This window comes from Amycolatopsis sp. NPDC114504, from assembly GCF_055633595.1.
Window position 1 is genome coordinate 667,907 of record NZ_JBVKDU010000003.1, and the last position, 18,971, is coordinate 686,877.

The window sequence follows — 18,971 nt, forward strand, 5'->3', positions numbered from 1 at the left end:
GACGCTGACCGCATGGCTGTGAACCTTTCCGCGGCGGCGTCGTTCATGGCGACGCACGCCCGGCTCCTGGACCGACGCCGCTTCGAGCTGCTCAGCGGCGAGACCGGCGCTGACGCCGTGCTGGCCGCCGTCGACGGCTACCGCAATCCCGACGGGGGCTACGGCTGGGGCCTCGAGCCCGACCTGCGGGCGCCGGAGAGCCAGCCCGGCGGCGCCCTCCACGCCTTCGAGGTGTTCGACGAGATCGGGCCGGTCACCTCCCCGCACGCGGCCCGGCTCTGCGACTGGCTCGCTTCGGTCTCCACCCCGGACGGCGGCCTGCCGTTCGCCCTGCCCGTGGCGGACCCGGCGGGCTGCGCGCCCTTCTGGGTCCAGGCCGATCCGACGCGGGCCGCGTTGCAGAGCACGGCGTTCGCCGCGAGTGTCGCCCTGCGCGTCGCCCGCCACGACCGGGCCGTGCGCGAACACCCGTGGCTCGCCGCGGCGACGGAGTACTGCTTCCGCGAAATCCGTGCGCTGACCGAGGCGCCGCACGCGATCGCGCTGTCGTTCGCGGTGGGTTTCGTGGACGCGGCCCACGACTTCCACGCCGAAGCGGCGACGCTGCTGGACCGGCTGGCGCCGTTCGTCTCCCCCGACGGCCTGGTCCCGGTGGCCGGCGGCTCGGCGGGGGAAACCCTGCGCGCACTGGACTTCGCGCCGCTGCCGGACCGCCCGGCCCGCGCGCTGTTCAAGGACGACGTGATCGACGCGGAGCTGCGGCGGCTCGCCGGTGAGCAGCACGACGACGGCGGCTGGCGGGTCGACTTCGCCAGTTATTCGCCCGCGGCGGAGCTCGAGTGGAGCGGTTACGCGACCGTCCGTGCGGTCTCGATCCTGCAGCGCAACGAAGCACTCTGAAGATCTACACGAGAGACGTCGGCGTTCACCCGCCCGTGGCACGTCAGGTCACGGGCGGTGAGCGGTCACTCGCCTTCCGGCGAGCACGGCCGTACCCGTACTGTGACGGGTAGGCCGGTGCCCGGAGGTGAAGCATGTCGTCGCGCAACCCGTTGAGCTGGTTCACCCGCTGGGCCGACTGGTTCGAGGAGCGTGGCGTCTACGTGCCCGGCGAGGAGAGCCGCGCGGTCGACCCCATCCGGGATTTCGGCTGGTTGATGGCCGCCTGGGTGGCCGGCGTGGCGATCTTCATCCTGCTGTTCGCACTCGCCGTTTAAGTGGCATGTCGGCGGTGATTGTCACCACCCGTGCCGTTCCGGTCACGGATTGGCCACGGCGCGGCACCAGGTGCGCGACAACCCCCCGTGTCCGCTCGTAACCACGCGCGATCACGGCCAGAGTGGAGCGGGTTCGCCCGGCACGCCCCGTTGCCGAACGGCACCCCCGACCCGCCGACTGGAGTACCTGCGATGGCGCTCGCGCGCACATGCAAGATCATGTTCACCACAGGACTGCTTTCCCTGGCGGTGGCGTGCGGGGTCCCTTCGGCAAAGGACGGGACCGCGGCCCTCGGGGCGGGCGGCGGCCAGGCGGGCGCCAGCGCGGCGCAGGCGGGCAACGACCTCAAGTTCGGCGCCGACCACCGGTTCGCCAGCGGCGTCACCATCTCGGTCGGCTCGCCGGAGTCGTTCAAGCCCAGCGCATCGGCGTACCCGAGCAGCCCGCGCGGCGCGGCCTTCGACGTCGAGCTGACGAACGACGGCGCGACGACGTACAAGCTCTCGGGCCTCACCGTCGCCGCCACCTCGGCGGGCACCCCGGTCAAGCAGGTCGTGGACACGACCCAGGGGTTCACCGGCATCACCGACGCGGGCAAGGACGTCCTGCCCGGCCGCTCGGTGCACGTCACGCTGGCCTTCGCGGTACCGCAGGAGCCGACGCAGCTGCGGCTGCAGATCCGCCCGAGCGCGACCGAGGCCGCCGCGGTCACCTACTGCGGACCCGCCTGACGTTACGCTCGGCATATGACCGAGCGACTTTCCCCCGGCGACGAAGCCCCGGACTTCACCCTGCCCGACAGCGAGGGCAAGGACGTCTCGCTGCGCGACTTCCGCGGCAAGTCCGTCGTCGTGTACTTCTACCCGGCGGCGAGCACTCCGGGCTGCACCAAGCAGGCCTGCGACTTCCGCGACAACCTCGCCGAGCTGAACGACGCCGGCTACCAGGTGATCGGCATTTCGCCGGACAAGCAGGCGAAGCTCGCGAAGTTCGTCGAGACCGAGAAGCTGACGTTCCCGATGCTGGGCGACCCCGACAAGGGCGTCATCGAGGCGTGGGGCGCGTACGGCGAGAAGAAGAACTACGGCAAGACGTACCTGGGCGTCATCCGCTCGACGTTCGTCGTCGACGCCGACGGCAAGATCGCCCACGCCTTCTACAACGTCCGCGCGACCGGTCACGTGGCGAAGCTGATCCGCGACCTGGGTCTGGCTTCCTGATCACCCGCTGACCGCTCGCTCACCGGTTCCCCACACCCTTTCGCGACGCTGCCTGGGCCACGAAAGGGAGGTTCTCGTGGCCCAGGCAAGGAAAGTCACCGCGCTCGCCCCTTCGGCTCGTTCGTCGCGCGGAGCGCGTTCGCCGACGCGACGTGGGTCGCGACGACCAGCAGAGCGGCCACGACCAGGCGTTCCTCGTGCTCAACCCGGACGCCCGCGGCCGTCACGCCGCCGACGTCACGAAAGCCGCCCAGCCGCTCGGCCTTGACCTGCCGGGGAACCGGCCCGCGAAACAGCCCGGCCACGGCGCCAGCGGCGGCCCGCGGCTGACGTCGTGCGGGCCGGTCGTGAGTGAGAAACAGTGTTCTAACCCTGTTTCTCACTCACGACCACTGGCACCGGCGGGCAGCCGCAGCGTGAACGTCGAGCCCTGACCGGGCACGGAGGCCGCGGTCACCGTCCCGCCGTGGGCCTCCGCGAGCTTGCGGACGATCGCCAGCCCGAGGCCGCTGCCGCCCGTCCCCCGCGTCCGGGCCTTGTCGGCCCGCCAGAACCGGTCGAACACGTGCGGCAGGTCCTCGGCAGCGATCCCGGCGCCGGTGTCGGCGACTTCGATCACGACGTCGTCGCCGTCCCGGCGTCCGCGGACCTCCACCGACCCGCCGGCCGGGGTGTGGCGGACGGCGTTGGACACCAGGTTCCCGACCGCCTGCCGCAGCCGCACCGGATCGGCGGTCATCTCCAGCGAAGAAGCCGACGCCGTGAGCGCGACGTCGGCCGGCCGGAAAGCCGCGAGAACCTGGGTCAGGAGCGCCGCCGCGTCGACGGGCTCCGGGTGCAGCCGCAGCGCGCCGGCGTCGGCGAGCGCGAGGTCCTGCAGGTCGTCGACGATGTGCTGCAGGTGGACGGCCTCTTCGAGCAGCGAGTCGACCAGCTCGTCGTCGAGCCGGCTGATGCCGTCCTGGGTCGCTTCCAGCCAGCCGCGGATGTTGCTCAGCGGTGTGCGCAGCTCGTGCGCGATGTCGCTGACCATCGCCTTGCGGGTCTCCTCCAGGCGTTCCCGGTTCGCCGACATGGCGTTGAACGCGGTCCCGAGCCGGGCGATCTCGTCGCGGCCGCGCACCTTGACCTGCGCGCCGGTCTCGCCGCCTTCCATCCGCCGCGCCGCGCCGGTGAGCGCGCGCAGCGGCCGGATCAGCCGGAGCCCGGCGAACGCCGTGACCAGCAGCGTCAGCAGCAGGATCCCGCCGGCGACCTGGAAGAGCCGGACCTGGTTCTCCGGCGAGAGCGTGAACCCCGCGGGCGGTTCACCCGACGACGCCGTGAGGTAGAGCGACGCGGCGGGCGCGACGTACGGCGTCAGCTGCTCCCGTCGGGCCGCGTTCAGGCACGACCGCACGGCCTGCTCGGTCTCCTCGGCCGAGACGCCCTTGTGCACCCAGGTGAAGTCGAGCAGCACCTGCACCTGAGCCAGCGGCTTCGACTCCGGCCCGCGGTTCAGGCAGGCGTTGACCAGCGTGGACAGCTGGTCCAGCGCGGCCTGTTCGGTCTTCGTCGGCAGGCTGAGCGCGGAGCCCCTGCACGCGGACAGCACGAACGGGTCGGCGCCCTCGATCCGCGGGTGCCCGCCCGGCGACGTCTCGATCGTGCCGGCGCCCGAGCGGCCCTGCACGCACCGCAGCACCCGCTGGGCGACGGCGGCGAGGTTCGCGCGGTCGGCCTCGGCCAGCGCGTACGGGCCGACCGCGTCCGGGTCGATCCGGTCCGCGGTGGTGTCCTGGCCGAGCCCGGAGTCGACCGACAGCGGGTCGACGACGATCGAGGGCCGCAGCGGCAGCGGCCGGCCGTCGGTGGCCGAATCGGCGACCGGAGTGCCGTCGGTCAGCGTCAGCGCGATGCGGCGGCCGGAGATCGCCGCGGTGCCGCGCAGCTGGTCACCGACGTCGTGCCAGTCCGGATGGGTCGCGGCGTACTTCAGCAGCCCCCGGTAGATGTTCCCGTCGTCGGCCAGGGCCTGGCCCTGCTCCTGCTGGATCGCGCCGGACGTCGTGCGCGCGGCGAGCCACGCCGTCGCGGCGATCGAGGCCACCGCGACCAGCGCCGACAGCACGAACAACCGCAGGAGGAGGCTACGGCGCATCGGCGCCCGCGGTCAGCTTGTAGCCGACTCCGTAGACGGTCAGCAGCCGCGCCGGGCGCCGCGGGTCGGCCTCGATCTTCTTGCGCAGGTTCATCACGTGCACGTCGATCGCGCGCTGCGTGATGAACCGGTCGAAGCCGTGCAGGTGTTCCAGCAGCTGGCCACGCGTGAAGACGCGGTCGGGCTGCGTCGCCATCAGTTCCAAGAGCCCGAACTCGCCCGGCGTGCAGTCGATCGGCCGGCCCTCGACGGTCACCTCGTGGCGCAGCGGGTCGACGGTCAGGCCACCCACCCGCGCCGTACCGCCGGGACGCGCGGGGGCGGCCCGCCGCAGCAGCGTCCGGATCCGGGCCATCAGCTCGCGCGGGCTGAACGGCTTGGTGACGTAGTCGTCGGCGCCGAGGTCGAGCCCGGCGAGCAGATCGTCCTCTGTGGACCGTGCGGTGAGCATGAGCACCGGCAGGTCGGACTCCGCGCGCAGCGTCCGGCAGATCTCCAGCCCGTCCACCCCGGGCAGCATGACGTCGAGCACCAGCAGGTCGGGCGGGTGCCGGCGGACGAGGTCCAGCGCGACGGCGCCGTCGCCGACGACGACCACGGTGTGGCGCTCCCGCTCGAGGTAGCGCCGGACGAGCTCCGCCTGCTTGGCGTCGTCCTCGGCCAGCACGATGTGGGCGCACATGATCCGAGCATAAGCGCGGCTACCGGAAGACCACGCTTTCCTGACCGGTCCCTGACATTCCGCTGCGAGCGTGACGCCCATGAAAACCCGATCGGGTGGCTTGTGGGCGGCCGTCGCCGTGGTCGCCGTGCTGGGCGCCACGACGTACTTCGTCGTGGACCACGGCCGTGGGACCGCCGCCCCGGCCGCGCCGCCGCCCGCCGTGACCACCGTCGCCGTCCGGAAGACCGACCTGGCGAACACGCAGTCGTTCACCGGCACCCTGGGCTTCGGGACGCCGGTGCCGGTGAAGGGCACAGGTTCCGGCACCGTCACGAAGCTGCCCGCCGTCGGCAACGTCGCCCAGCGCGGCAAGGCACTGTACTCAGTGGACGGCCGCGGGGTCCCGGTGTTCTTCGGCGACACCCCGCTGTTCCGCAAGCTCGACAACCCGGACCTCACCGGCCCGGACGTCGCCGTCGTCGCCGCGAACCTGGCCGCGCTCGGCTACAAAGTGGGTCACCCCAAGGCATTCACGTTCGCCGACGCCCTGAAGAAGTGGCAGAAGAAGGCCGGCCTCGAGGAAACGGGAGTCCTCGACGTCGGCCAGGTCCTCGTGCTGCCCGGCCCGGTGCGGGTCAACTCGGTGACCGCGCAGCCCGGCGACCCGGTCGCGGGGCCGCTGCTCACCGTCAGCGCGACGACGAAGGTGGTGGTCGCGCCGGTGTCCGCTTCGGACGTCGCGGCGATCAAGACCGGCGCGCCGGTGACCGTGGCCCGGCCGGACGGGACGACGGTCCCGGCCAAGGTGACGTCGGTGAGCACGGACGTCACGGGAACGCCGGAAGGCGGGCCGCAGGGGCCGGCCAAGGTGAACGTCACGGTCACCCCCGACGACCCGAAGTCCGTCGCCGACCTCGATTCGGCGGCGGTCGAGGTGCGGATCGCCACCGAAACGCACGCCGGGGTGCTCGCGGTGCCCGTCGGCGCGCTGCTGGCGCTGCGCGAAGGCGGGTACGCCGTGCAGCTGCCGGACGGGACGCTTCGCGCGGTCAAGACCGGGATGTTCGCGCGCGACCTCGTCGAGATCAGCGGCGACGGGGTCACCGAAGGCCTGAAGGTGGTGACGACGTCGTGACGCCGGTGCTGGCCCTGCGCGGGGTGAGCAAGCGCTATCCCGGCGACGTCGTCGCGCTCGACGACGTCACGCTGACCGTGTCCGACGGCGAGCTGCTGGCGATCGTCGGGCCGTCGGGCTCGGGGAAGTCGACGTTGCTGCACATCGCCGGGACGCTCGACCGCGCGACGGCCGGCACGGTGGAGGTCGGCGGCGACGACGTCACGACGTTGTCCGACCGGCAGCTGTCCGCGCTGCGCGGGCGCCGGCTGGGGTTCGTGTTCCAGCAGTTCCACCTCACCGACGGGCTGTCCGCTGTGGACAACGTGGCCACCGGCCTGCTGTACGCCGGGGTGCCGCGCCGCCGTCGCCGTCCGCTCGCGCTGGAGGCGCTGGGCCGGGTCGGGCTCGCGCACCGCGTCGCCCACCGGCCGCACGAGCTCTCCGGCGGCGAACGCCAGCGCGTCGCGATCGCGCGTGCTGTCGTCAACGACCCGGCGCTGGTGCTGGCCGACGAGCCGACCGGGGCGCTGGACACCGCGAACGGCCGGGCCGTGCTGGACCTGCTGACCGGGCTGCACGCCGAGGGCACGACGATCGCCGTCATCACGCACGACCGGGACATCGCGGCCGGGCTGCCCCGGCGCGTCGAGTTCCGCGACGGCCGGATCGTCGGGGACTCGGCGTGACGCCCGCCGACGTGCTCGGCGTGGGCCTGCTGGGCATCAGGACGCGACCGCTGCGGGCGGTGCTGTCGGCGCTGGGGATCTCGCTCGGCATCGCGACGCTGATCCTGGTCACCGGCATCCCCGCGTCGAGCCAGGCGGCGCTGCTCGACCGGCTGACCGCGCTGGGCACGAACATGCTGCGCGCCGAGCCGCAGCCGAACCAGACGCCGCCGGTGGTACTGCCGGAGTCGGCGGTGGGGAGCGTGCGGCGGATCGGGCCGGTGACCACGGCGGCGGCCGTGGCCAACACGCACGCCGTCGTCCGGCGGTCCGACCGGATCGACCCGCAGGACGGCTCGGGACTCGCGGTGCTGGCCGCGTCGCCCGACCTGCTGCCGGCGTTGAACGGGACTGTCCAATCAGGACGGTTTGACGCGTCGGACCTGCCGGTGGTGGCGCTGGGCTACGTCGCTGCGTCCCGGCTCGGCATCCCGCGCGTGGTGCCGGGGCAGCCGCCGCCGGTCGTCCTGATCGGGACGACGTGGTACACGGTCACCGGGGTGCTCGCGCCGATGCCGCTGGCGCCGGACGTCGAACGCGCGGTGCTCGTCGGATGGGAGTCCGCGAAACGGTTCCTGGGCTTCGACGGGCACCCGACGGTGGTGTACGTGAAGGCGCGCGAGGACGCGATCGCCGACGTCCGCGCGGTGCTGCCGGCGACGCTGAACCCCGCGTTGCCGGGCTTGGTCCAGGTGTCCCGGCCGTCGGACGCGCTGGCGGCGAAGCAGGCGACGCAGACGGCGTTCTCCGCGCTGTTCCTGGGGCTGGCGGGGGTGGCGCTGCTGGTCGGCGGGGTCGGCGTCGCCAACACGATGTTCGTCTCGGTGCTGGAACGCCGTCGCGAGATCGGCTTGAGGCGTGCACTGGGTGCGACGCGGGGAAACATCCGCGACCAGTTCCTCACCGAAGCCGTGGCACTTTCGGGTCTCGGCGGCTGTGCGGGGACGGCGCTGGGCGTGCTCGTGACCTTGGGCTACACGACTTACCAAGGCTGGCCACCGGTGATTCCGGTCGCTTCGGTGGCGGGCGGGGTCGTCGGGGCGCTGGTGGTGGGGGTCCTGGCGGGACTGCACCCGTCGCTGCGGGCGGCGCGGATGCCGCCGACGCAGGCGCTGGCATGAGTCGCTCACGGCGTGCTGACGAGTTCCTGAAAAGCGCCGGTCATGCTTCCGGTATGGCTCTTCGTCTTCTGGCTGGTTCGGTGTTATTGCTCGGCTTGGCCGCGTGTTCGTCTCCGCCCGCAGCGCCCCCGCAGGTGGCTTCACTGTCGACGCCGGCGTCGTCTTCTTCGGCTTCTGTGGCTCCCTCGACAGATGCGGACGGCGGCCGCCCGCGTCACCGCGTCGACGAGACGGCGGAGGAGTCCAACCGCCTGATCGAGCCGTGGCGCACGTGCATGAAGGACCACAACGCGGACGTCGACACGCAACCGAACACCATCGAGGGAGCAAAGAAGTGGAGCACGGACCACAAGGACGCGGGCGACGCGTGCCGGTCGAAGTTGCCACTGCTGCCGTGGGGAATGGACCGCGAGAACCCGGCGTACCAGGACAACATGCACAGGTGGGTCCAGTGCATGAACGACAAGGGCATGCACGTGGCGGAGACCCCGGACAACGACGAGTCACCCTGGACGTACTCGAGCGATTCCCAGCCCCCGAACGCGGACAAGATCGAGCACGACTGCGAGGTCGCGATCCTCGGCCCGAGTGACAAGTGACTCGAGCGACTAGCCCTCCGCCAGCTCCCGCAACGCAGGCACCAGCGCCCGCAAGGCACGCCCCCGATGCGAAACCGCGTCCTTCTCCGCCGGCTCCATCTCCGCCGACGTCCGCGACTCCCCATCAGGCTGGAAGATCGGGTCATACCCGAACCCATTCGCCCCCCGCCGCGAACGGACCATCGTCCCGCGCCACTCGCCACGCACGACGGTCTCCTCGCCCGACAGCAGCACCAAAGCCGCCGCGCAGACGAACTGCGCCCCGCGGCGCTCGTCCGGCACATCCCCGAGCTGGGCCAGCACCAACTCGAGGTTCGCGGCATCGTCGCCGTGACCACCAGCCCACCGAGCCGACAACACCCCCGGCATCCCGTTCAACGCGTCGATCGCGATGCCCGAGTCGTCCGCGATCGCGGGCAGCCCACAAGCCGCCACCGCGTCGCGGGCCTTCGCCACCGCGTTGCCCTCGAAGTCCGGCGCGGTCTCCGGTGCCTCCGGGAACGGAGGCACGTCCGCGAGCCCGATGACCTCCAGGCCGGAGATGCCTTCCGCGACCAGGATCCGCCGCAGCTCGCCAAGCTTCTTCTCGTTGCGCGTGGCCAGAAGCAGCTTCGTCACTTCGAGCCCTTCTTCTTGTCCGGACGCGGCTCCGGCAACTCGCCCGGGTACGGCAGCGCCAGCGCCTCGTTCTGCAGGCGGGTCAGCTCTTCGCAGCCGGCCTGGGCCAGGTCGAGCATCTTGTCCAAAGTGGACCGCGCGAAGGTCGCGCCCTCGCCGGTGCCCTGGACCTCGATCAGCGTGCCCGCGTCCGTCGCCACCACGTTCATGTCGACCTCCGCGCGCGAGTCCTCCTCGTACGGCAGGTCGAGGCGGACCCGGCCGTCGACCACGCCGACGCTCACCGCCGCCACCGACGACGACAGCGGCTGCGGGTCGTTGAGCCGGTTCGCCGCGCCCAGCCACGTGATCGCGTCCGCCAGCGCGACGTACCCGCCGGTCACCGCGGCCGTGCGGGTGCCGCCGTCGGCCTGGATGACGTCGCAGTCGATGACGATCGTGTTCTCGCCCAGCGCCGCCAGGTCGATGCAGGCACGCAGCGAACGGCCGATCAGCCGCGAGATCTCGTGCGTGCGCCCGCCGATGCGGCCCTTGACCGACTCGCGGTCACCGCGCGTGTTGGTCGCGGACGGCAGCATCGCGTACTCGGCCGTCACCCAGCCGAGCCCGGACCCGGCCCGCCAGCGCGGCACGCCTTCGGTGACGCTCGCGGCGCACAACACCCGCGTGTTGCCGAATTCGATCAGCACCGACCCCGCCGGCCACTGCTGGAATCCCCGGGTGATCTTGATGTCACGGAGCTGGTCGTCGTTCCTGCCATCTTTTCGAGCCACGGAGAGCACTCTAGGACCGGCGGCTCAGACGTCGTAGACGGCACCCTGCTTGACGACCTCGGCCCCGGGGAACTCCGCCGACGCCTCGGCCAGAACCGCGCCCGCGTCCGTCCACGGCGCGATGTGGGTCAGCAGCAGCCGCCCGACCGCGGCGTCGCGCGCCAGTTCGCCCGCCTGCTTCCCCGACAGGTGCACCCCGGCCGGCCGTTCGGCCGAATCCGTCCACGACGCCTCCGCGAGCAGCAGGTCGACGCCGTCGGCGAGCTCGTTCAGCGCCGCGCACGGCCCGGTGTCGCCGGTGAACGCGAGGATCCGGCCGCCGTAGGAGATGCGCAGGCCGTACGCCGGGGTCGGGTGGTCGACCGCGACCGCGACGACCTCGAACGGGCCGATCCGGAACGGCTCGGCCCGCAGCGGGTGGAAGGCGTAGACGTCGGTGAGGTCGGTGGTGGCCCGCTCGGTCTCGTTGGGCGCGTACGCGTTCGCGAGCCGCAGCGGCGCGTCGTGCGGCGCGTAGAGCGGCAGCAGGCGCGGGCGGGCGGGGTACGGCGGCGCCGGGTGGTAGCGCCGCAGGACGGTGAGCGCGCTGACGTCGGCGCAGTGGTCGGGATGCAGGTGCGTGAGCACCAACGCGTCCAGGTCGAACGGGTCGGCCACGGCCTGCAGCTGCGCCAGCGTGCCGTTGCCGAGTTCGAGGCCGAGCAGGAAGCCCTCCGCCTCGACCAGGTAACCGGACGCGGCGGTGTTCGGCCCGGGGATGCTGCCGGAGCACCCGAGGATGGTCAGTCGCACTTCGCCACCCTAAGCGTCCGGACGTCTGATCACGCGGTGGTGGGAGCCAGGACACCCGGGGCGAACCCCATGAACCGCGCCGCGAGCCGCGTGAACGGCTCGGCCGAGCCGGTGGCCAGGAACTCGTGCCGCGGCGGCGTCTCCCGAGTCGTCAGCAGGTCCCGTTCGGTGAGGACGCGGACGACGTCCTTGGCCGTCTCCTCCGCGCTCGACACCAGGGTGACCTCCTGGCCCATCACGATCTGCAGCACGCCCTGCAGGAGCGGGTAGTGCGTGCAGCCGAGCACGAGCGTGTCGACCTCGGCGTCGAGCAGCGGCTGGAGGTAGCCCTGCGCGAGCCCGAGGACCTGGCGCCCGGAGGTGATGCCGCGCTCGACGAAGTCGACGAACCGCGGGCAGGCGACGCTGGTGAGTGTGATGCCGGGTGCGGCGGCGAACGCGTCCTCGTAGGCGCGCGACCGCACGGTGCCCTCGGTGCCGATCACGCCGACCCGGCCGGTGTGCGTGGCCACGACGGCGCGGCGCGCGGCGGGCAGGACGACCTCGATGACCGGCACGTCGTAGCGCTCGCGGGCGTCGCGCAGGCAGGCCGCGGACGCCGTGTTGCACGCGATGACCAGGGCCTTCACGCCGCTCTCGACGATCTCGTCGAGGGCCTCGAGCGCGTAGCTGCGGGCGGTGGCGATCGGGAGCGGGCCGTACGGGTTTCGCGCCGTGTCGCCGACGTAGCGGAGCTGCTCGGCGGGCAGCTGCTCGAGCAGCGCCCTCGCGACGGTCAGCCCGCCGACGCCGGAATCGAACACGCCGATCGGGGCATCAGCGGGCGAGGACGTCACCCTTCGAGGTTACCCGGGGCCGCGGGCTCGGCTTTGCGCGACTTGCCCGTGCGGCCGGTCAGCCACGCCGCGAGGACGCCGGCCAGCGCGCCGAAGACGTGTCCCTGCCAGGAGACACCGGGGTTCCCGGGCAGCAGGCCGGCGAGCATGCCGCTCCACACGCCGAGCAGGACGACGGCGACCAGGATCTGCCCGGCCGCGCGGTTGAAGATGCCGCGCACCAGCAGGTAGGCGAGCCAGCCGAAGGCCAGCCCGGACGCGCCGACGGTGACCGTGTTGGCCGGCCCGATCAGCCACACCCCGAGCCCGGACACCACCCAGATGATGGCCGTGACCAGGGCGAACCGGCCGATCCCGGCGGCCATCGCGAGGAAGGAGAACAGCAGCACCGGCACGGTGTTGGCGAACAGGTGCGACCAGCCGGCGTGCAGCAGCGGCGCGAACAGCACGCCGTCGAGGCCGGACAGCATCCGCGAGTGGATGCCGCCCTGGTCCAGGTCGCCGGGCAGGATCACGTCCACCAGCTCGACCAGGTAGAGCAGCAGGGTGAACGAGAGCGCGACGAGCGCGGCCGCCTTCGGTTTCGGCGGCAGCACGCGCTTGGCGGCGTCGGTTTCCGGGGCGGGGTTCAAAGTGCTCACGTATTCGACGCTACGTCGATCCGAGCGGGTCCACCTCGGGTGAAATCCCTGATCCCGGCTTTTTGTCGGTACCCACCGCTAGCGTCTCGGGCATGGGGAACTTCGACGTCCACGGATACCTGAAGCGGCTCGGCCTCGACGCCGAGCCGCCGAGTGTCGCGGCCTTGCGGCGCCTGCACGCGGCGCAGGTCGAGCGCGTGCCGTACGAGGCGCTGGAGGTCCAGCTCGGGCGGCCGACGCCGCTGGAGCCGTCGGCGTCGCTCGCGCGGATCCTGCGGGGCCGCGGCGGGTACTGCTACCACCTGAACGGCGCCTTCTCCGAGCTGCTGGCCGAGCTCGGTTACCAGGTCACGCGCCACCTCGGCGGGGTGCAGGGCGGTGCGGGCGACGCGCCGAACGTCGACCGCAACCACCTGGCGCTCACCGTCACCGGCGTGCCGGACGAACCGGAGACGACGTGGCTGGTCGACGCGGGCCTGGGTGACGGCATCCACGAGCCGCTCCCCCTACGGGAAGGCACCTACTCGCAGGGTCCGCACACCTACCGGCTGCGGCCGTCGGAAGTGGCGCCGGGCGGCTGGCGGTTCGACCACGACCCGTCGGGCAGCTTCGCGGGCTTCGACTTCGCGCCGGGCCCGGCCGAGATGGCCGACTTCGCCGAGAAGCACGCGTGGCTGTCGACGGCGCCTGAGTCCGGGTTCGTCCGGGTCTGCGTGCTGCAACGCCGCGACGCGACGGGCGTCGACACCCTGCGGGCGCGGACCCTGAACCGCCACGGCACCAAGGAGTTCGTCGAGTCCCCGGCGGACTGGTGGACGGCCGCGGCGGACGTCTTCGGCATCACGCCGGACCTGTTCACGGCCGAGGAGCGCGAGCGGCTGTGGCGGCAGGTCGTGGCGCAGCACGAAGCCCACACGGGAGGACCGGTGGTCAGCGTGTGACCGGAGCAGGCGGCAGCGGGGCCTTGCCGAGCGCGAAGTCGACGGCGGCATCGGCGTGCAGCCGCGTCGTGGGGAAGGTCGGCACGGGCGAGTCCTCCGGGCCGACCAGCAGCTCGATCTCCGTGCACCCGTAGATCACGCCCTCGGCTCCCGCGTCGACCAGCCGGGCGATCACCTCGCGGTAGGCCTGCCGCGAGGTGTCCTCGACGACCCCGAGCACCAGCTCGTCGTAGATGACGCGGTGGACGAGGTCGCGGTCTTCGGCGCCCGGCACGAGCACGTCGAGGCCGTGCGCGGCGAGCCGGTCGCGGTAGAACGGCTGCCCCATGGTGAAGCCGGTGCCGAGCAGCCCGACCCGGCGGATCCCGGCGGCCTCGACGGCCGCGGCGGTGGCGTCGCCAAGGTGCAGGAGCGGGATGCCGAGGCCGTCGGTGAGCCGGTCGGCGACCTTGTGCATGGTGTTGGTGCACAGCACGACGAAGTCGGCACCGGCGGCCTCGAGCGCACGGGCCGCCCGGTTCAGCTCGGCGCCGGCGTCGTCCCAGCGGTCTTCGGCCTGCATGGCTTCGATCGCGGCGAAGTCGACGGAGTAGAGCACGGTGTGCGCGGAGTGGAAGCCGCCGAGAGCGTCTTTCACCCGTTCGTTCACGAGCCCGTAGTACTGGGCGGAAGATTCCCAGCTCATCCCGCCGAGCAACCCGATGACCTTCATGCTGTTCAGCATGCCCGAACTGCGCACGGCTTTCGCCGGGGTGTCGAACGTCCTGGTCACCGACGGCACCTCGGCCGTCCTGGTCGACGGCTTCTTCTCGCGACCGTCCCTGCTGAAGATGGCGACGCGCGTGGCGCCGGACCGCGGCCGGATCGACGACGCCCTGCGCCGCCTCGGCGTCACGAAGCTCGACGCCGTCCTGGTGGCGCACTCGCACGTCGACCACGTCCTCGACGCGCCGGTCGTCGCCGAGCTGACCGGCGCCACGCTGGCCGGCTCGCCGTCGACCCGGAAGGTCCAGGAGGGCTACGGCCTGGCCGCCGAGCCGTTCGAAGAGCTCGTCCCGGGCAAGCCCGTGGAGTTCGGCGCGTTCACCGTGACCCCGGTCGACACCAAGCACAGCGACGGCGACCGGGTGCCGGGCGAGATCACCGAGCCGGTCCGGCTGCCGGCCAAGGCGAAGGCCTTCAAGACCGGCCGGTGCTACTCGTTCCACATCGCGCACGCGGCGGGCAGCGTCCAGGTCCACGCGTCGGCGAACTTCGTGCCCGGCGCACTGGCCGGCTACTCCGCGGACGTCGTCTACCTCGGTGCCGGAGCGGCCGGGAAGCAGACGGAGGAATGGCGGGAGGAGTACTGGCGCGAGACCGTCGGCGCGCTCGGACCGCGCAAAGTCCGGCCGATCCACTGGGACGCCTTCTGGCGACCGCTGTCCAAGCCGCTCAAGCTGCTGCCGAAGGTGTTCGACGACCTGGAGACGACCATGGCCACCTTCGGGCGGCTGGCCGAGGCCGACGGCGTCGACCTGGCTCTGCCCGAACTGTGGAAGGCCGAGTGACTCAGGCCCAGAGCTGCCCGTCGAGCCGCGCGGCGGCCTCGTCGAGCGACCCCGCGTAGGCACCCGTCGACAGGTACTTCCACCCGGCGTCGGCGACGACGAAAGCGACGTCCGCCTGCTCGCCCCGGGCCGCGGCCTTCTCGGCCACCGCCAGCGCCGCGTGCAGCACCGCGCCCGTCGAGATGCCCGCGAAGATGCCTTCGTTCTCGAGCAGCTCACGCGTGCGGCGCAGCGCGTCGTACGCGCCCACGGAGTACCGGCCGTTGAGCACCGAAGCGTCGTACAGCTCCGGGACGAACCCCTCGTCGAGGTTGCGCAGGCCGTACACCAGCTCGCCGTAGCGCGGCTCGGCCGCGATGACCTGGACGTCCGGCTTCGCCTCGTGCAGGTAGCGGCCGACGCCGACCAGGGTCCCGGTCGTGCCGAGGCCGCCGACGAAGTGCGTCAGCGTCGGCAGGTCCTTCAGCAGCTCCGGACCGGTGCCGCGGTAGTGCGCGTCGGCGTTGGCCGGGTTGCCGTACTGGTAGAGCATCACCCACTCGGGGTTCGCCTCCGCCAGCTCCTTCGCCCGCCGGACGGCCTCGTTCGAGCCGCCCGCGGCCGGCGAGAACACGATCCGCGCACCGTAGGCCTGAAGCAGCTGCTTGCGCTCGGTCGAGGTGTTCTCCGGCATGACGCAGACCAGCCCGTAGCCCTTGAGCTTGGCGGCCATGGCCAGCGAGATGCCGGTGTTGCCCGACGTCGGCTCCAGGATCGTGGAGCCGCGCCGCAGCTTGCCTTCACGCTCGGCGGCTTCGATCATGGCCAGCGCGGGGCGGTCCTTGATCGAGCCGGTCGGGTTGCGGTCCTCCAGCTTCGCCCACAGGCGCACGTCGTGCGTCGGCGAGAGCCGGGGCAGCCCGACCAGCGGGGTGCCGCCGAGCGCGTCGAGCAGGGACTCGAAGCGAGCCATCGATCAGCCACCGGCCACGGCGGGGAGGATGGTCAGGGTGTCGCCGTCCTTGACCTCGGCCTCGAGCCCGCCGGCGAAGCGCACGTCCTCGTCGTTGACGTAGACGTTGATGAAGCGGTGCAGCTTCTCCTCCTTCACCAGGCGGCCCTTGATGCCCGCGTGGCGGGACTCGACGTCGTCGATGACCTCGAGGACGGTCGCGCCCTTCGCCTCGACGGACTTCTCGCCGCCGGTGTGGGTGCGCAGGATCGTCGGGATGGAGACGGTCACGGCCATGGGTTCTTACCTCCGGTGGGTTCTTACACGCAGACGCCGGTGGCGCGGCGGTTTATTCCGACGGGGCTCAGTCGACGATCTCGACCGGCTCCTCGGTGATCTCGGCGTCCACGATCCGGTACGACCGGAACTCGTGCACTTCGGGGTCGCGGGTGGAGACGAGCACGTAGTGCGCGTCCGGCTCGGCCGCGATGTTCGCGTCGGTCCGCGACGGGTAGGCCTCGGTCGCGGTGTGCGAGTGGTAGATCACCACGGGCACCTCGTCGTTGGCGGCCATCTCCCGGTAGAGCTTCAGCAGGTCACCGGAGTCGAACTCGTAGAACGTCGGCGAGCGCGCGGCGTTCAGCATGGGGATGAAGCGCTCGGCCGAGTCGGACCCTTCGGGCCCGGCGATGACGCCGCAGGCCTCGTCGGGGTGGTCACGGCGGGCATGGGCGACGATCTCGTCGACGAGTTCACGGCGGATCCGGAGCACATCCACATCTTAGGTGGTGGACACAAGCTGTCCAGATGATGAGATATTGCGCTCACCAGGACAATCGAGGCATGCCGATGCCCGCGAACGCCCGTGAACGCTGCCGCGAGTTCCTCGAAGACGGCGAGGTGATCCAGTACCTCATCCCCGGCGTCTCGCTCTACGTCGACGGCGTCCGCACGCGGGCGGCGTTCTTCATCGTGGTCACCGACCGCGCCATCACGGTGCTCTACGGCGGTCGCTTCCGCCGCTACACGCCGAAAGCCGTCTACGACCGGGTGTCGCGGCGCACCGAGATCGGCCCGGTCGAGGTCCACCCGTCGCTCGGTCCGGTGCTGTCCTTCGCCCGGCTGCACCTGGAGATCGACGAGGAGTACGTGAGCGCGGTCCGCGCGGCCAACCTCGAAGGCGCCCACGACCTGCCGCCGGACCCGCTCCCGGACCTCTGACTCAGGCGAACGCTTCCGGCCACACGTCCCGGTAAGCCGGCACCCCGCCGGCCGTCGTCGCCGCCAGCAGGCCGTGCACCATCGCCCGCGCGAACACCCGCGCCGCCGCCGAGCAGAGCGCGTCCAACGCCACCGTGCGCGCCGCCGCGCCGAACGGGCCGCTCGCGTCCGGCAGCTCACGCGCGCCCGTGGCCAGCGCGAACACCGTGTCGCCGTCGAACATCGTGTGCGCGGGACGCACCGCGCGCGCCAGGCCGTCCTGGGCCGCGACGGCGATCCGCCGTGCCTCGGCCTTCGACAGCGCCGCGTCCACCGCGACCACGCCGATCGTCGTGTTCAGGTCGGTCCGCCGCGACGGCAGATCCGCGGGACGCGAAGGCCACGTCACGCCGAAGTCGCCGTGGTCGGCCGCGTACGCCCGGCCCGTCGAGAGGTCCACGGCCTCGCCCGCCGCGTTGACCGCCGCGACCGCGCCGACCGTGAACTCGCCGACGACCTCGCTCGCGGACCCGATCCCGCCCTTCAACGACCCCACGGCCGCCCCCGCACCGGCGCCGACCGTTCCCTGCGCGAAGGAGTCCGAAGCTGCTTCGCAGGCCGCGTAGCCGAAAGATGCGTCAGGCCGGTTGCCCCACTCGCTGCGCGGCAGGTCGAACAGCACCGCGGCGGGCACGATCGGCACGACCTCGTACGGCTGGGCGCCCACCGGGAACCCCAGGTTCCGCTCGGCGAGCCACCGCATGACGCCGTCGGCCGCGGCCAGCCCGTACGCCGACCCGCCCGAGAGGCAGACCGCATTGACCCGCTGCACCAGGTTCTCCGGCTCCAGCAGGTTCGTCTCCCGCGTGCCGGGTGCGCCGCCGCGCTGGTCGACCGCGCCGACCGCGCCGTCGGGCACCAGGACCACCGTCGTGCCGGTCGCCCAGCCGTCGCCGACCCGCTCGTGGTGCCCGACCAGGACACCCGGCACGTCGGTGATCATCCGGTCAGCGCCTGGATCAGCGTCTCCTGCACCCAGGTCAGCCAGTGGTAGACGCCCAGGTGCGGCGCCCGCGGGTCGTCCTCGGGCAGCTCGTCGGGCATGTCGTCGGTGACGTCGAGCGCGGTGCCGAGCGCCAGCCGGACGTCGTTGAGCGCGCCCAGCCAGGCGTCTGCCTGCTCTTCGGTCAGCCGGACGTGGCCGCCGTCGCGGGGCAGTGTGTCGAGCACGATCTTGGCCACGCCGACCTTCATGTCGAGCAGCTCCGGCTCGTGCAGTGACCGCATCGCCGCGGCGGAGTCGAGGTCCTCGCGGGTCGGGTTGTCCGGGTCGAGCTTGTGGAAGTCCGGGAGCAGCCGCGAAAGCACCGGGTCGTCCGGAGACTCGGTCGGCCCGATCCGGATGCCGGTCAGCTCGGCGAGCTCGTCCTGCGGCGCCTCCTCGGCGCGCGCGGTGAGCATGTCCTCGAGCTGGCTGACCAGCCCGCGCAGCACCGCGGCTTCCTGCTGCTCGAAGCCGGCGTGGATCACCGCGCCCTTGCGCCGCCAACCGTTCACGAGGTCTGCTCCATCGTGGCCCACAGGCCGGCCGCGTGGAGCTTCGCCACGTCGGTCTCCACCTTCTCCTTGGTGCCGGACGAGACGATCGCCTTGCCCTTGTGGTGCACGTCCAGCATGAGCTTGGTGGCGTGGTCGCGCCCGTACCCGAAGAGCTTCTGGAAGACGTACGTGACGTACGACATCAGGTTGACCGGGTCGTTCCACACCACGGTCCGCCAGGGTGTGTCCGACTCGGTCACCTCGGCACCGGCCGGCTCGACCTGCGTCTGCTCGGCTGCGACAGGCATGGACATGCACCCCATGGTGTCACGGGGGCGACGGGGTA

The 18,971-nt window shown here is 72.0% G+C and carries 26 protein-coding genes; 11 read left to right on the forward strand and 15 right to left on the reverse strand.

Going from position 1 to position 18,971, the window contains the following annotated elements; genetic code table 11:
• The first annotated feature begins 12 nt into the window (after positions 1-12).
• From ACZ7PG_RS24500 to bcp, 4 genes are all read left to right on the forward strand, one after another.
• Positions 13-900: a hypothetical protein gene (locus tag ACZ7PG_RS24500; protein WP_470241415.1), complete on the forward strand. Its 888-nt coding sequence runs from the start codon at positions 13-15 to the stop codon at positions 898-900.
• 134 nt (positions 901-1,034) lie between these two features.
• Positions 1,035-1,217, forward strand: a complete 183-nt coding sequence (locus ACZ7PG_RS24505; RefSeq protein ID WP_470241416.1) for a hypothetical protein — start codon at positions 1,035-1,037, stop codon at positions 1,215-1,217.
• 192 nt (positions 1,218-1,409) lie between these two features.
• Positions 1,410-1,949, forward strand: coding sequence for a hypothetical protein (locus ACZ7PG_RS24510; protein ID WP_470241417.1), 540 nt, complete (start codon positions 1,410-1,412; stop codon positions 1,947-1,949).
• A gap of 15 nt (positions 1,950-1,964) precedes the next feature.
• On the forward strand, positions 1,965-2,438 hold the full coding sequence (gene bcp / locus ACZ7PG_RS24515) for a thioredoxin-dependent thiol peroxidase (RefSeq protein ID WP_470241418.1): 474 nt from the start codon (positions 1,965-1,967) through the stop codon (positions 2,436-2,438).
• A gap of 95 nt (positions 2,439-2,533) precedes the next feature.
• On the opposite strand, the gene ACZ7PG_RS24520 is transcribed toward bcp, so the two are convergent.
• The 3 genes from ACZ7PG_RS24520 to ACZ7PG_RS24530 all read right to left on the reverse strand — a co-directional run bounded on the left by ACZ7PG_RS24520 (position 2,534) and on the right by ACZ7PG_RS24530 (position 5,260).
• Positions 2,534-2,743 (reverse strand): hypothetical protein, encoded by a 210-nt coding sequence (locus tag ACZ7PG_RS24520; protein ID WP_470241419.1) that lies wholly within the window; start codon positions 2,741-2,743, stop codon positions 2,534-2,536.
• A gap of 74 nt (positions 2,744-2,817) precedes the next feature.
• The gene (locus ACZ7PG_RS24525) at positions 2,818-4,578 is read right to left on the reverse strand and encodes a sensor histidine kinase (protein WP_470241420.1); all 1,761 of its coding nucleotides are present in this window, start codon (positions 4,576-4,578) and stop codon (positions 2,818-2,820) included.
• Positions 4,568-5,260 (reverse strand): response regulator transcription factor, encoded by a 693-nt coding sequence (locus tag ACZ7PG_RS24530; RefSeq protein WP_470241421.1) that lies wholly within the window; start codon positions 5,258-5,260, stop codon positions 4,568-4,570. The genes ACZ7PG_RS24525 and ACZ7PG_RS24530 overlap by 11 nt, the downstream gene beginning before the upstream one ends.
• A 79-nt stretch (positions 5,261-5,339) precedes the next feature.
• Here ACZ7PG_RS24530 and ACZ7PG_RS24535 point away from each other — a divergent pair, with 79 nt between their 5' ends.
• The 4 genes from ACZ7PG_RS24535 (at position 5,340) to ACZ7PG_RS24550 (ending at position 8,804) form a co-directional block, all read left to right on the forward strand.
• The gene (locus ACZ7PG_RS24535) at positions 5,340-6,377 is read left to right on the forward strand and encodes an efflux RND transporter periplasmic adaptor subunit (RefSeq protein WP_470241422.1); all 1,038 of its coding nucleotides are present in this window, start codon (positions 5,340-5,342) and stop codon (positions 6,375-6,377) included.
• Entirely contained in the window at positions 6,374-7,045 is a 672-nt protein-coding gene (locus ACZ7PG_RS24540) for an ABC transporter ATP-binding protein (protein ID WP_470241423.1), read from the forward strand. The genes ACZ7PG_RS24535 and ACZ7PG_RS24540 overlap by 4 nt, the downstream gene beginning before the upstream one ends.
• Positions 7,042-8,205, forward strand: a complete 1,164-nt coding sequence (locus tag ACZ7PG_RS24545; RefSeq protein WP_470241424.1) for an ABC transporter permease — start codon at positions 7,042-7,044, stop codon at positions 8,203-8,205. The genes ACZ7PG_RS24540 and ACZ7PG_RS24545 overlap by 4 nt, the downstream gene beginning before the upstream one ends.
• A gap of 176 nt (positions 8,206-8,381) precedes the next feature.
• Positions 8,382-8,804 carry a hypothetical protein gene (locus tag ACZ7PG_RS24550; protein ID WP_470241425.1) on the forward strand — a complete coding sequence of 141 codons (423 nt, stop codon included), beginning with the start codon at positions 8,382-8,384 and terminating at the stop codon, positions 8,802-8,804.
• Positions 8,805-8,813: 9 nt separating this feature from the next.
• On the opposite strand, the gene rdgB is transcribed toward ACZ7PG_RS24550, so the two are convergent.
• Genes rdgB through ACZ7PG_RS24575 form a run of 5 tightly spaced genes read right to left on the reverse strand, consistent with a single transcriptional unit; the run spans position 8,814 to position 12,464 of the window.
• Positions 8,814-9,422 carry an RdgB/HAM1 family non-canonical purine NTP pyrophosphatase gene (gene rdgB / locus ACZ7PG_RS24555; RefSeq protein ID WP_470241426.1) on the reverse strand — a complete coding sequence of 203 codons (609 nt, stop codon included), beginning with the start codon at positions 9,420-9,422 and terminating at the stop codon, positions 8,814-8,816.
• Positions 9,419-10,195, reverse strand: a complete 777-nt coding sequence (gene rph, locus ACZ7PG_RS24560) for a ribonuclease PH (protein ID WP_155541338.1) — start codon at positions 10,193-10,195, stop codon at positions 9,419-9,421. The genes rdgB and rph overlap by 4 nt, the downstream gene beginning before the upstream one ends.
• Positions 10,196-10,219: 24 nt before the next feature.
• Complete coding sequence (locus ACZ7PG_RS24565) at positions 10,220-10,987, reverse strand: MBL fold metallo-hydrolase (protein ID WP_470241427.1); 768 nt, start codon at positions 10,985-10,987, stop codon at positions 10,220-10,222.
• Between the two features lie 29 nt (positions 10,988-11,016).
• Positions 11,017-11,823, reverse strand: coding sequence for a glutamate racemase (gene murI / locus ACZ7PG_RS24570; RefSeq protein ID WP_470241428.1), 807 nt, complete (start codon positions 11,821-11,823; stop codon positions 11,017-11,019).
• Positions 11,820-12,464, reverse strand: coding sequence for a rhomboid family intramembrane serine protease (locus ACZ7PG_RS24575; RefSeq protein WP_470241429.1), 645 nt, complete (start codon positions 12,462-12,464; stop codon positions 11,820-11,822). The genes murI and ACZ7PG_RS24575 overlap by 4 nt, the downstream gene beginning before the upstream one ends.
• Positions 12,465-12,556: 92 nt before the next feature.
• Here ACZ7PG_RS24575 and ACZ7PG_RS24580 point away from each other — a divergent pair, with 92 nt between their 5' ends.
• Complete coding sequence (locus ACZ7PG_RS24580; RefSeq protein ID WP_470241430.1) at positions 12,557-13,405, forward strand: arylamine N-acetyltransferase family protein; 849 nt, start codon at positions 12,557-12,559, stop codon at positions 13,403-13,405.
• On the opposite strand, the gene ACZ7PG_RS24585 is transcribed toward ACZ7PG_RS24580, so the two are convergent.
• Entirely contained in the window at positions 13,395-14,117 is a 723-nt protein-coding gene (locus ACZ7PG_RS24585; RefSeq protein ID WP_470242399.1) for an aspartate/glutamate racemase family protein, read from the reverse strand. The genes ACZ7PG_RS24580 and ACZ7PG_RS24585 overlap by 11 nt on opposite strands.
• A gap of 10 nt (positions 14,118-14,127) precedes the next feature.
• On the opposite strand from ACZ7PG_RS24585, the gene ACZ7PG_RS24590 reads away from it, so the two are divergent.
• Complete coding sequence (locus ACZ7PG_RS24590) at positions 14,128-14,955, forward strand: MBL fold metallo-hydrolase (RefSeq protein ID WP_470241431.1); 828 nt, start codon at positions 14,128-14,130, stop codon at positions 14,953-14,955.
• Between the two features lies 1 nt (position 14,956).
• On the opposite strand, the gene ACZ7PG_RS24595 is transcribed toward ACZ7PG_RS24590, so the two are convergent.
• The 3 genes from ACZ7PG_RS24595 to ACZ7PG_RS24605 form a co-directional block, all read right to left on the reverse strand.
• Positions 14,957-15,907, reverse strand: a complete 951-nt coding sequence (locus tag ACZ7PG_RS24595; protein WP_155541332.1) for a PLP-dependent cysteine synthase family protein — start codon at positions 15,905-15,907, stop codon at positions 14,957-14,959.
• Positions 15,908-15,910: 3 nt separating this feature from the next.
• The gene (locus ACZ7PG_RS24600) at positions 15,911-16,183 is read right to left on the reverse strand and encodes a MoaD/ThiS family protein (RefSeq protein ID WP_086679767.1); all 273 of its coding nucleotides are present in this window, start codon (positions 16,181-16,183) and stop codon (positions 15,911-15,913) included.
• A gap of 67 nt (positions 16,184-16,250) precedes the next feature.
• Positions 16,251-16,658 carry a M67 family metallopeptidase gene (locus ACZ7PG_RS24605; protein ID WP_284749739.1) on the reverse strand — a complete coding sequence of 136 codons (408 nt, stop codon included), beginning with the start codon at positions 16,656-16,658 and terminating at the stop codon, positions 16,251-16,253.
• Between the two features lie 71 nt (positions 16,659-16,729).
• Between ACZ7PG_RS24605 and ACZ7PG_RS24610 the strand changes: the two genes are divergently transcribed.
• The gene (locus ACZ7PG_RS24610; RefSeq protein ID WP_470241432.1) at positions 16,730-17,107 is read left to right on the forward strand and encodes a hypothetical protein; all 378 of its coding nucleotides are present in this window, start codon (positions 16,730-16,732) and stop codon (positions 17,105-17,107) included.
• A gap of 1 nt (position 17,108) precedes the next feature.
• Here the strand turns inward: ACZ7PG_RS24610 and ACZ7PG_RS24615 are convergent, their stop codons facing one another.
• Genes ACZ7PG_RS24615 through clpS form a run of 3 tightly spaced genes read right to left on the reverse strand, consistent with a single transcriptional unit; the run spans position 17,109 to position 18,939 of the window.
• The gene (locus ACZ7PG_RS24615) at positions 17,109-18,089 is read right to left on the reverse strand and encodes a P1 family peptidase (protein ID WP_470241433.1); all 981 of its coding nucleotides are present in this window, start codon (positions 18,087-18,089) and stop codon (positions 17,109-17,111) included.
• On the reverse strand, positions 18,086-18,643 hold the full coding sequence (locus ACZ7PG_RS24620) for a DUF2017 domain-containing protein (RefSeq protein ID WP_155541329.1): 558 nt from the start codon (positions 18,641-18,643) through the stop codon (positions 18,086-18,088). Before ACZ7PG_RS24620 ends, ACZ7PG_RS24615 begins: the two co-directional genes overlap by 4 nt.
• Entirely contained in the window at positions 18,640-18,939 is a 300-nt protein-coding gene (gene clpS / locus ACZ7PG_RS24625; RefSeq protein ID WP_470241434.1) for an ATP-dependent Clp protease adapter ClpS, read from the reverse strand. The genes ACZ7PG_RS24620 and clpS overlap by 4 nt, the downstream gene beginning before the upstream one ends.
• Between the last annotated feature and the right edge of the window lie 32 nt (positions 18,940-18,971).

Bases quoted from the DNA above. Each gene is read 5' to 3' on its own strand.
- ACZ7PG_RS24500 (WP_470241415.1), top strand. From the start codon at position 13: ATGGCTGTGAACCTTTCCGCGGCGGCGTCGTTCATGGCGACGCACGCC.
- ACZ7PG_RS24505 (WP_470241416.1), top strand. From the start codon at position 1,035: ATGTCGTCGCGCAACCCGTTGAGCTGGTTCACCCGCTGGGCCGACTGG.
- ACZ7PG_RS24510 (WP_470241417.1), top strand. From the start codon at position 1,410: ATGGCGCTCGCGCGCACATGCAAGATCATGTTCACCACAGGACTGCTT.
- bcp (WP_470241418.1), top strand. From the start codon at position 1,965: ATGACCGAGCGACTTTCCCCCGGCGACGAAGCCCCGGACTTCACCCTG.
- ACZ7PG_RS24525 (WP_470241420.1), bottom strand. From the start codon at position 4,578: ATGCGCCGTAGCCTCCTCCTGCGGTTGTTCGTGCTGTCGGCGCTGGTC.
- ACZ7PG_RS24530 (WP_470241421.1), bottom strand. From the start codon at position 5,260: ATGTGCGCCCACATCGTGCTGGCCGAGGACGACGCCAAGCAGGCGGAG.
- ACZ7PG_RS24535 (WP_470241422.1), top strand. From the start codon at position 5,340: ATGAAAACCCGATCGGGTGGCTTGTGGGCGGCCGTCGCCGTGGTCGCC.
- ACZ7PG_RS24580 (WP_470241430.1), top strand. From the start codon at position 12,557: ATGGGGAACTTCGACGTCCACGGATACCTGAAGCGGCTCGGCCTCGAC.
- ACZ7PG_RS24585 (WP_470242399.1), bottom strand. From the start codon at position 14,117: ATGAAGGTCATCGGGTTGCTCGGCGGGATGAGCTGGGAATCTTCCGCC.
- ACZ7PG_RS24590 (WP_470241431.1), top strand. From the start codon at position 14,128: ATGCCCGAACTGCGCACGGCTTTCGCCGGGGTGTCGAACGTCCTGGTC.
- ACZ7PG_RS24595 (WP_155541332.1), bottom strand. From the start codon at position 15,907: ATGGCTCGCTTCGAGTCCCTGCTCGACGCGCTCGGCGGCACCCCGCTG.
- ACZ7PG_RS24600 (WP_086679767.1), bottom strand. From the start codon at position 16,183: ATGGCCGTGACCGTCTCCATCCCGACGATCCTGCGCACCCACACCGGC.
- ACZ7PG_RS24610 (WP_470241432.1), top strand. From the start codon at position 16,730: ATGCCGATGCCCGCGAACGCCCGTGAACGCTGCCGCGAGTTCCTCGAA.
- ACZ7PG_RS24615 (WP_470241433.1), bottom strand. From the start codon at position 18,089: ATGATCACCGACGTGCCGGGTGTCCTGGTCGGGCACCACGAGCGGGTC.
- clpS (WP_470241434.1), bottom strand. From the start codon at position 18,939: ATGTCCATGCCTGTCGCAGCCGAGCAGACGCAGGTCGAGCCGGCCGGT.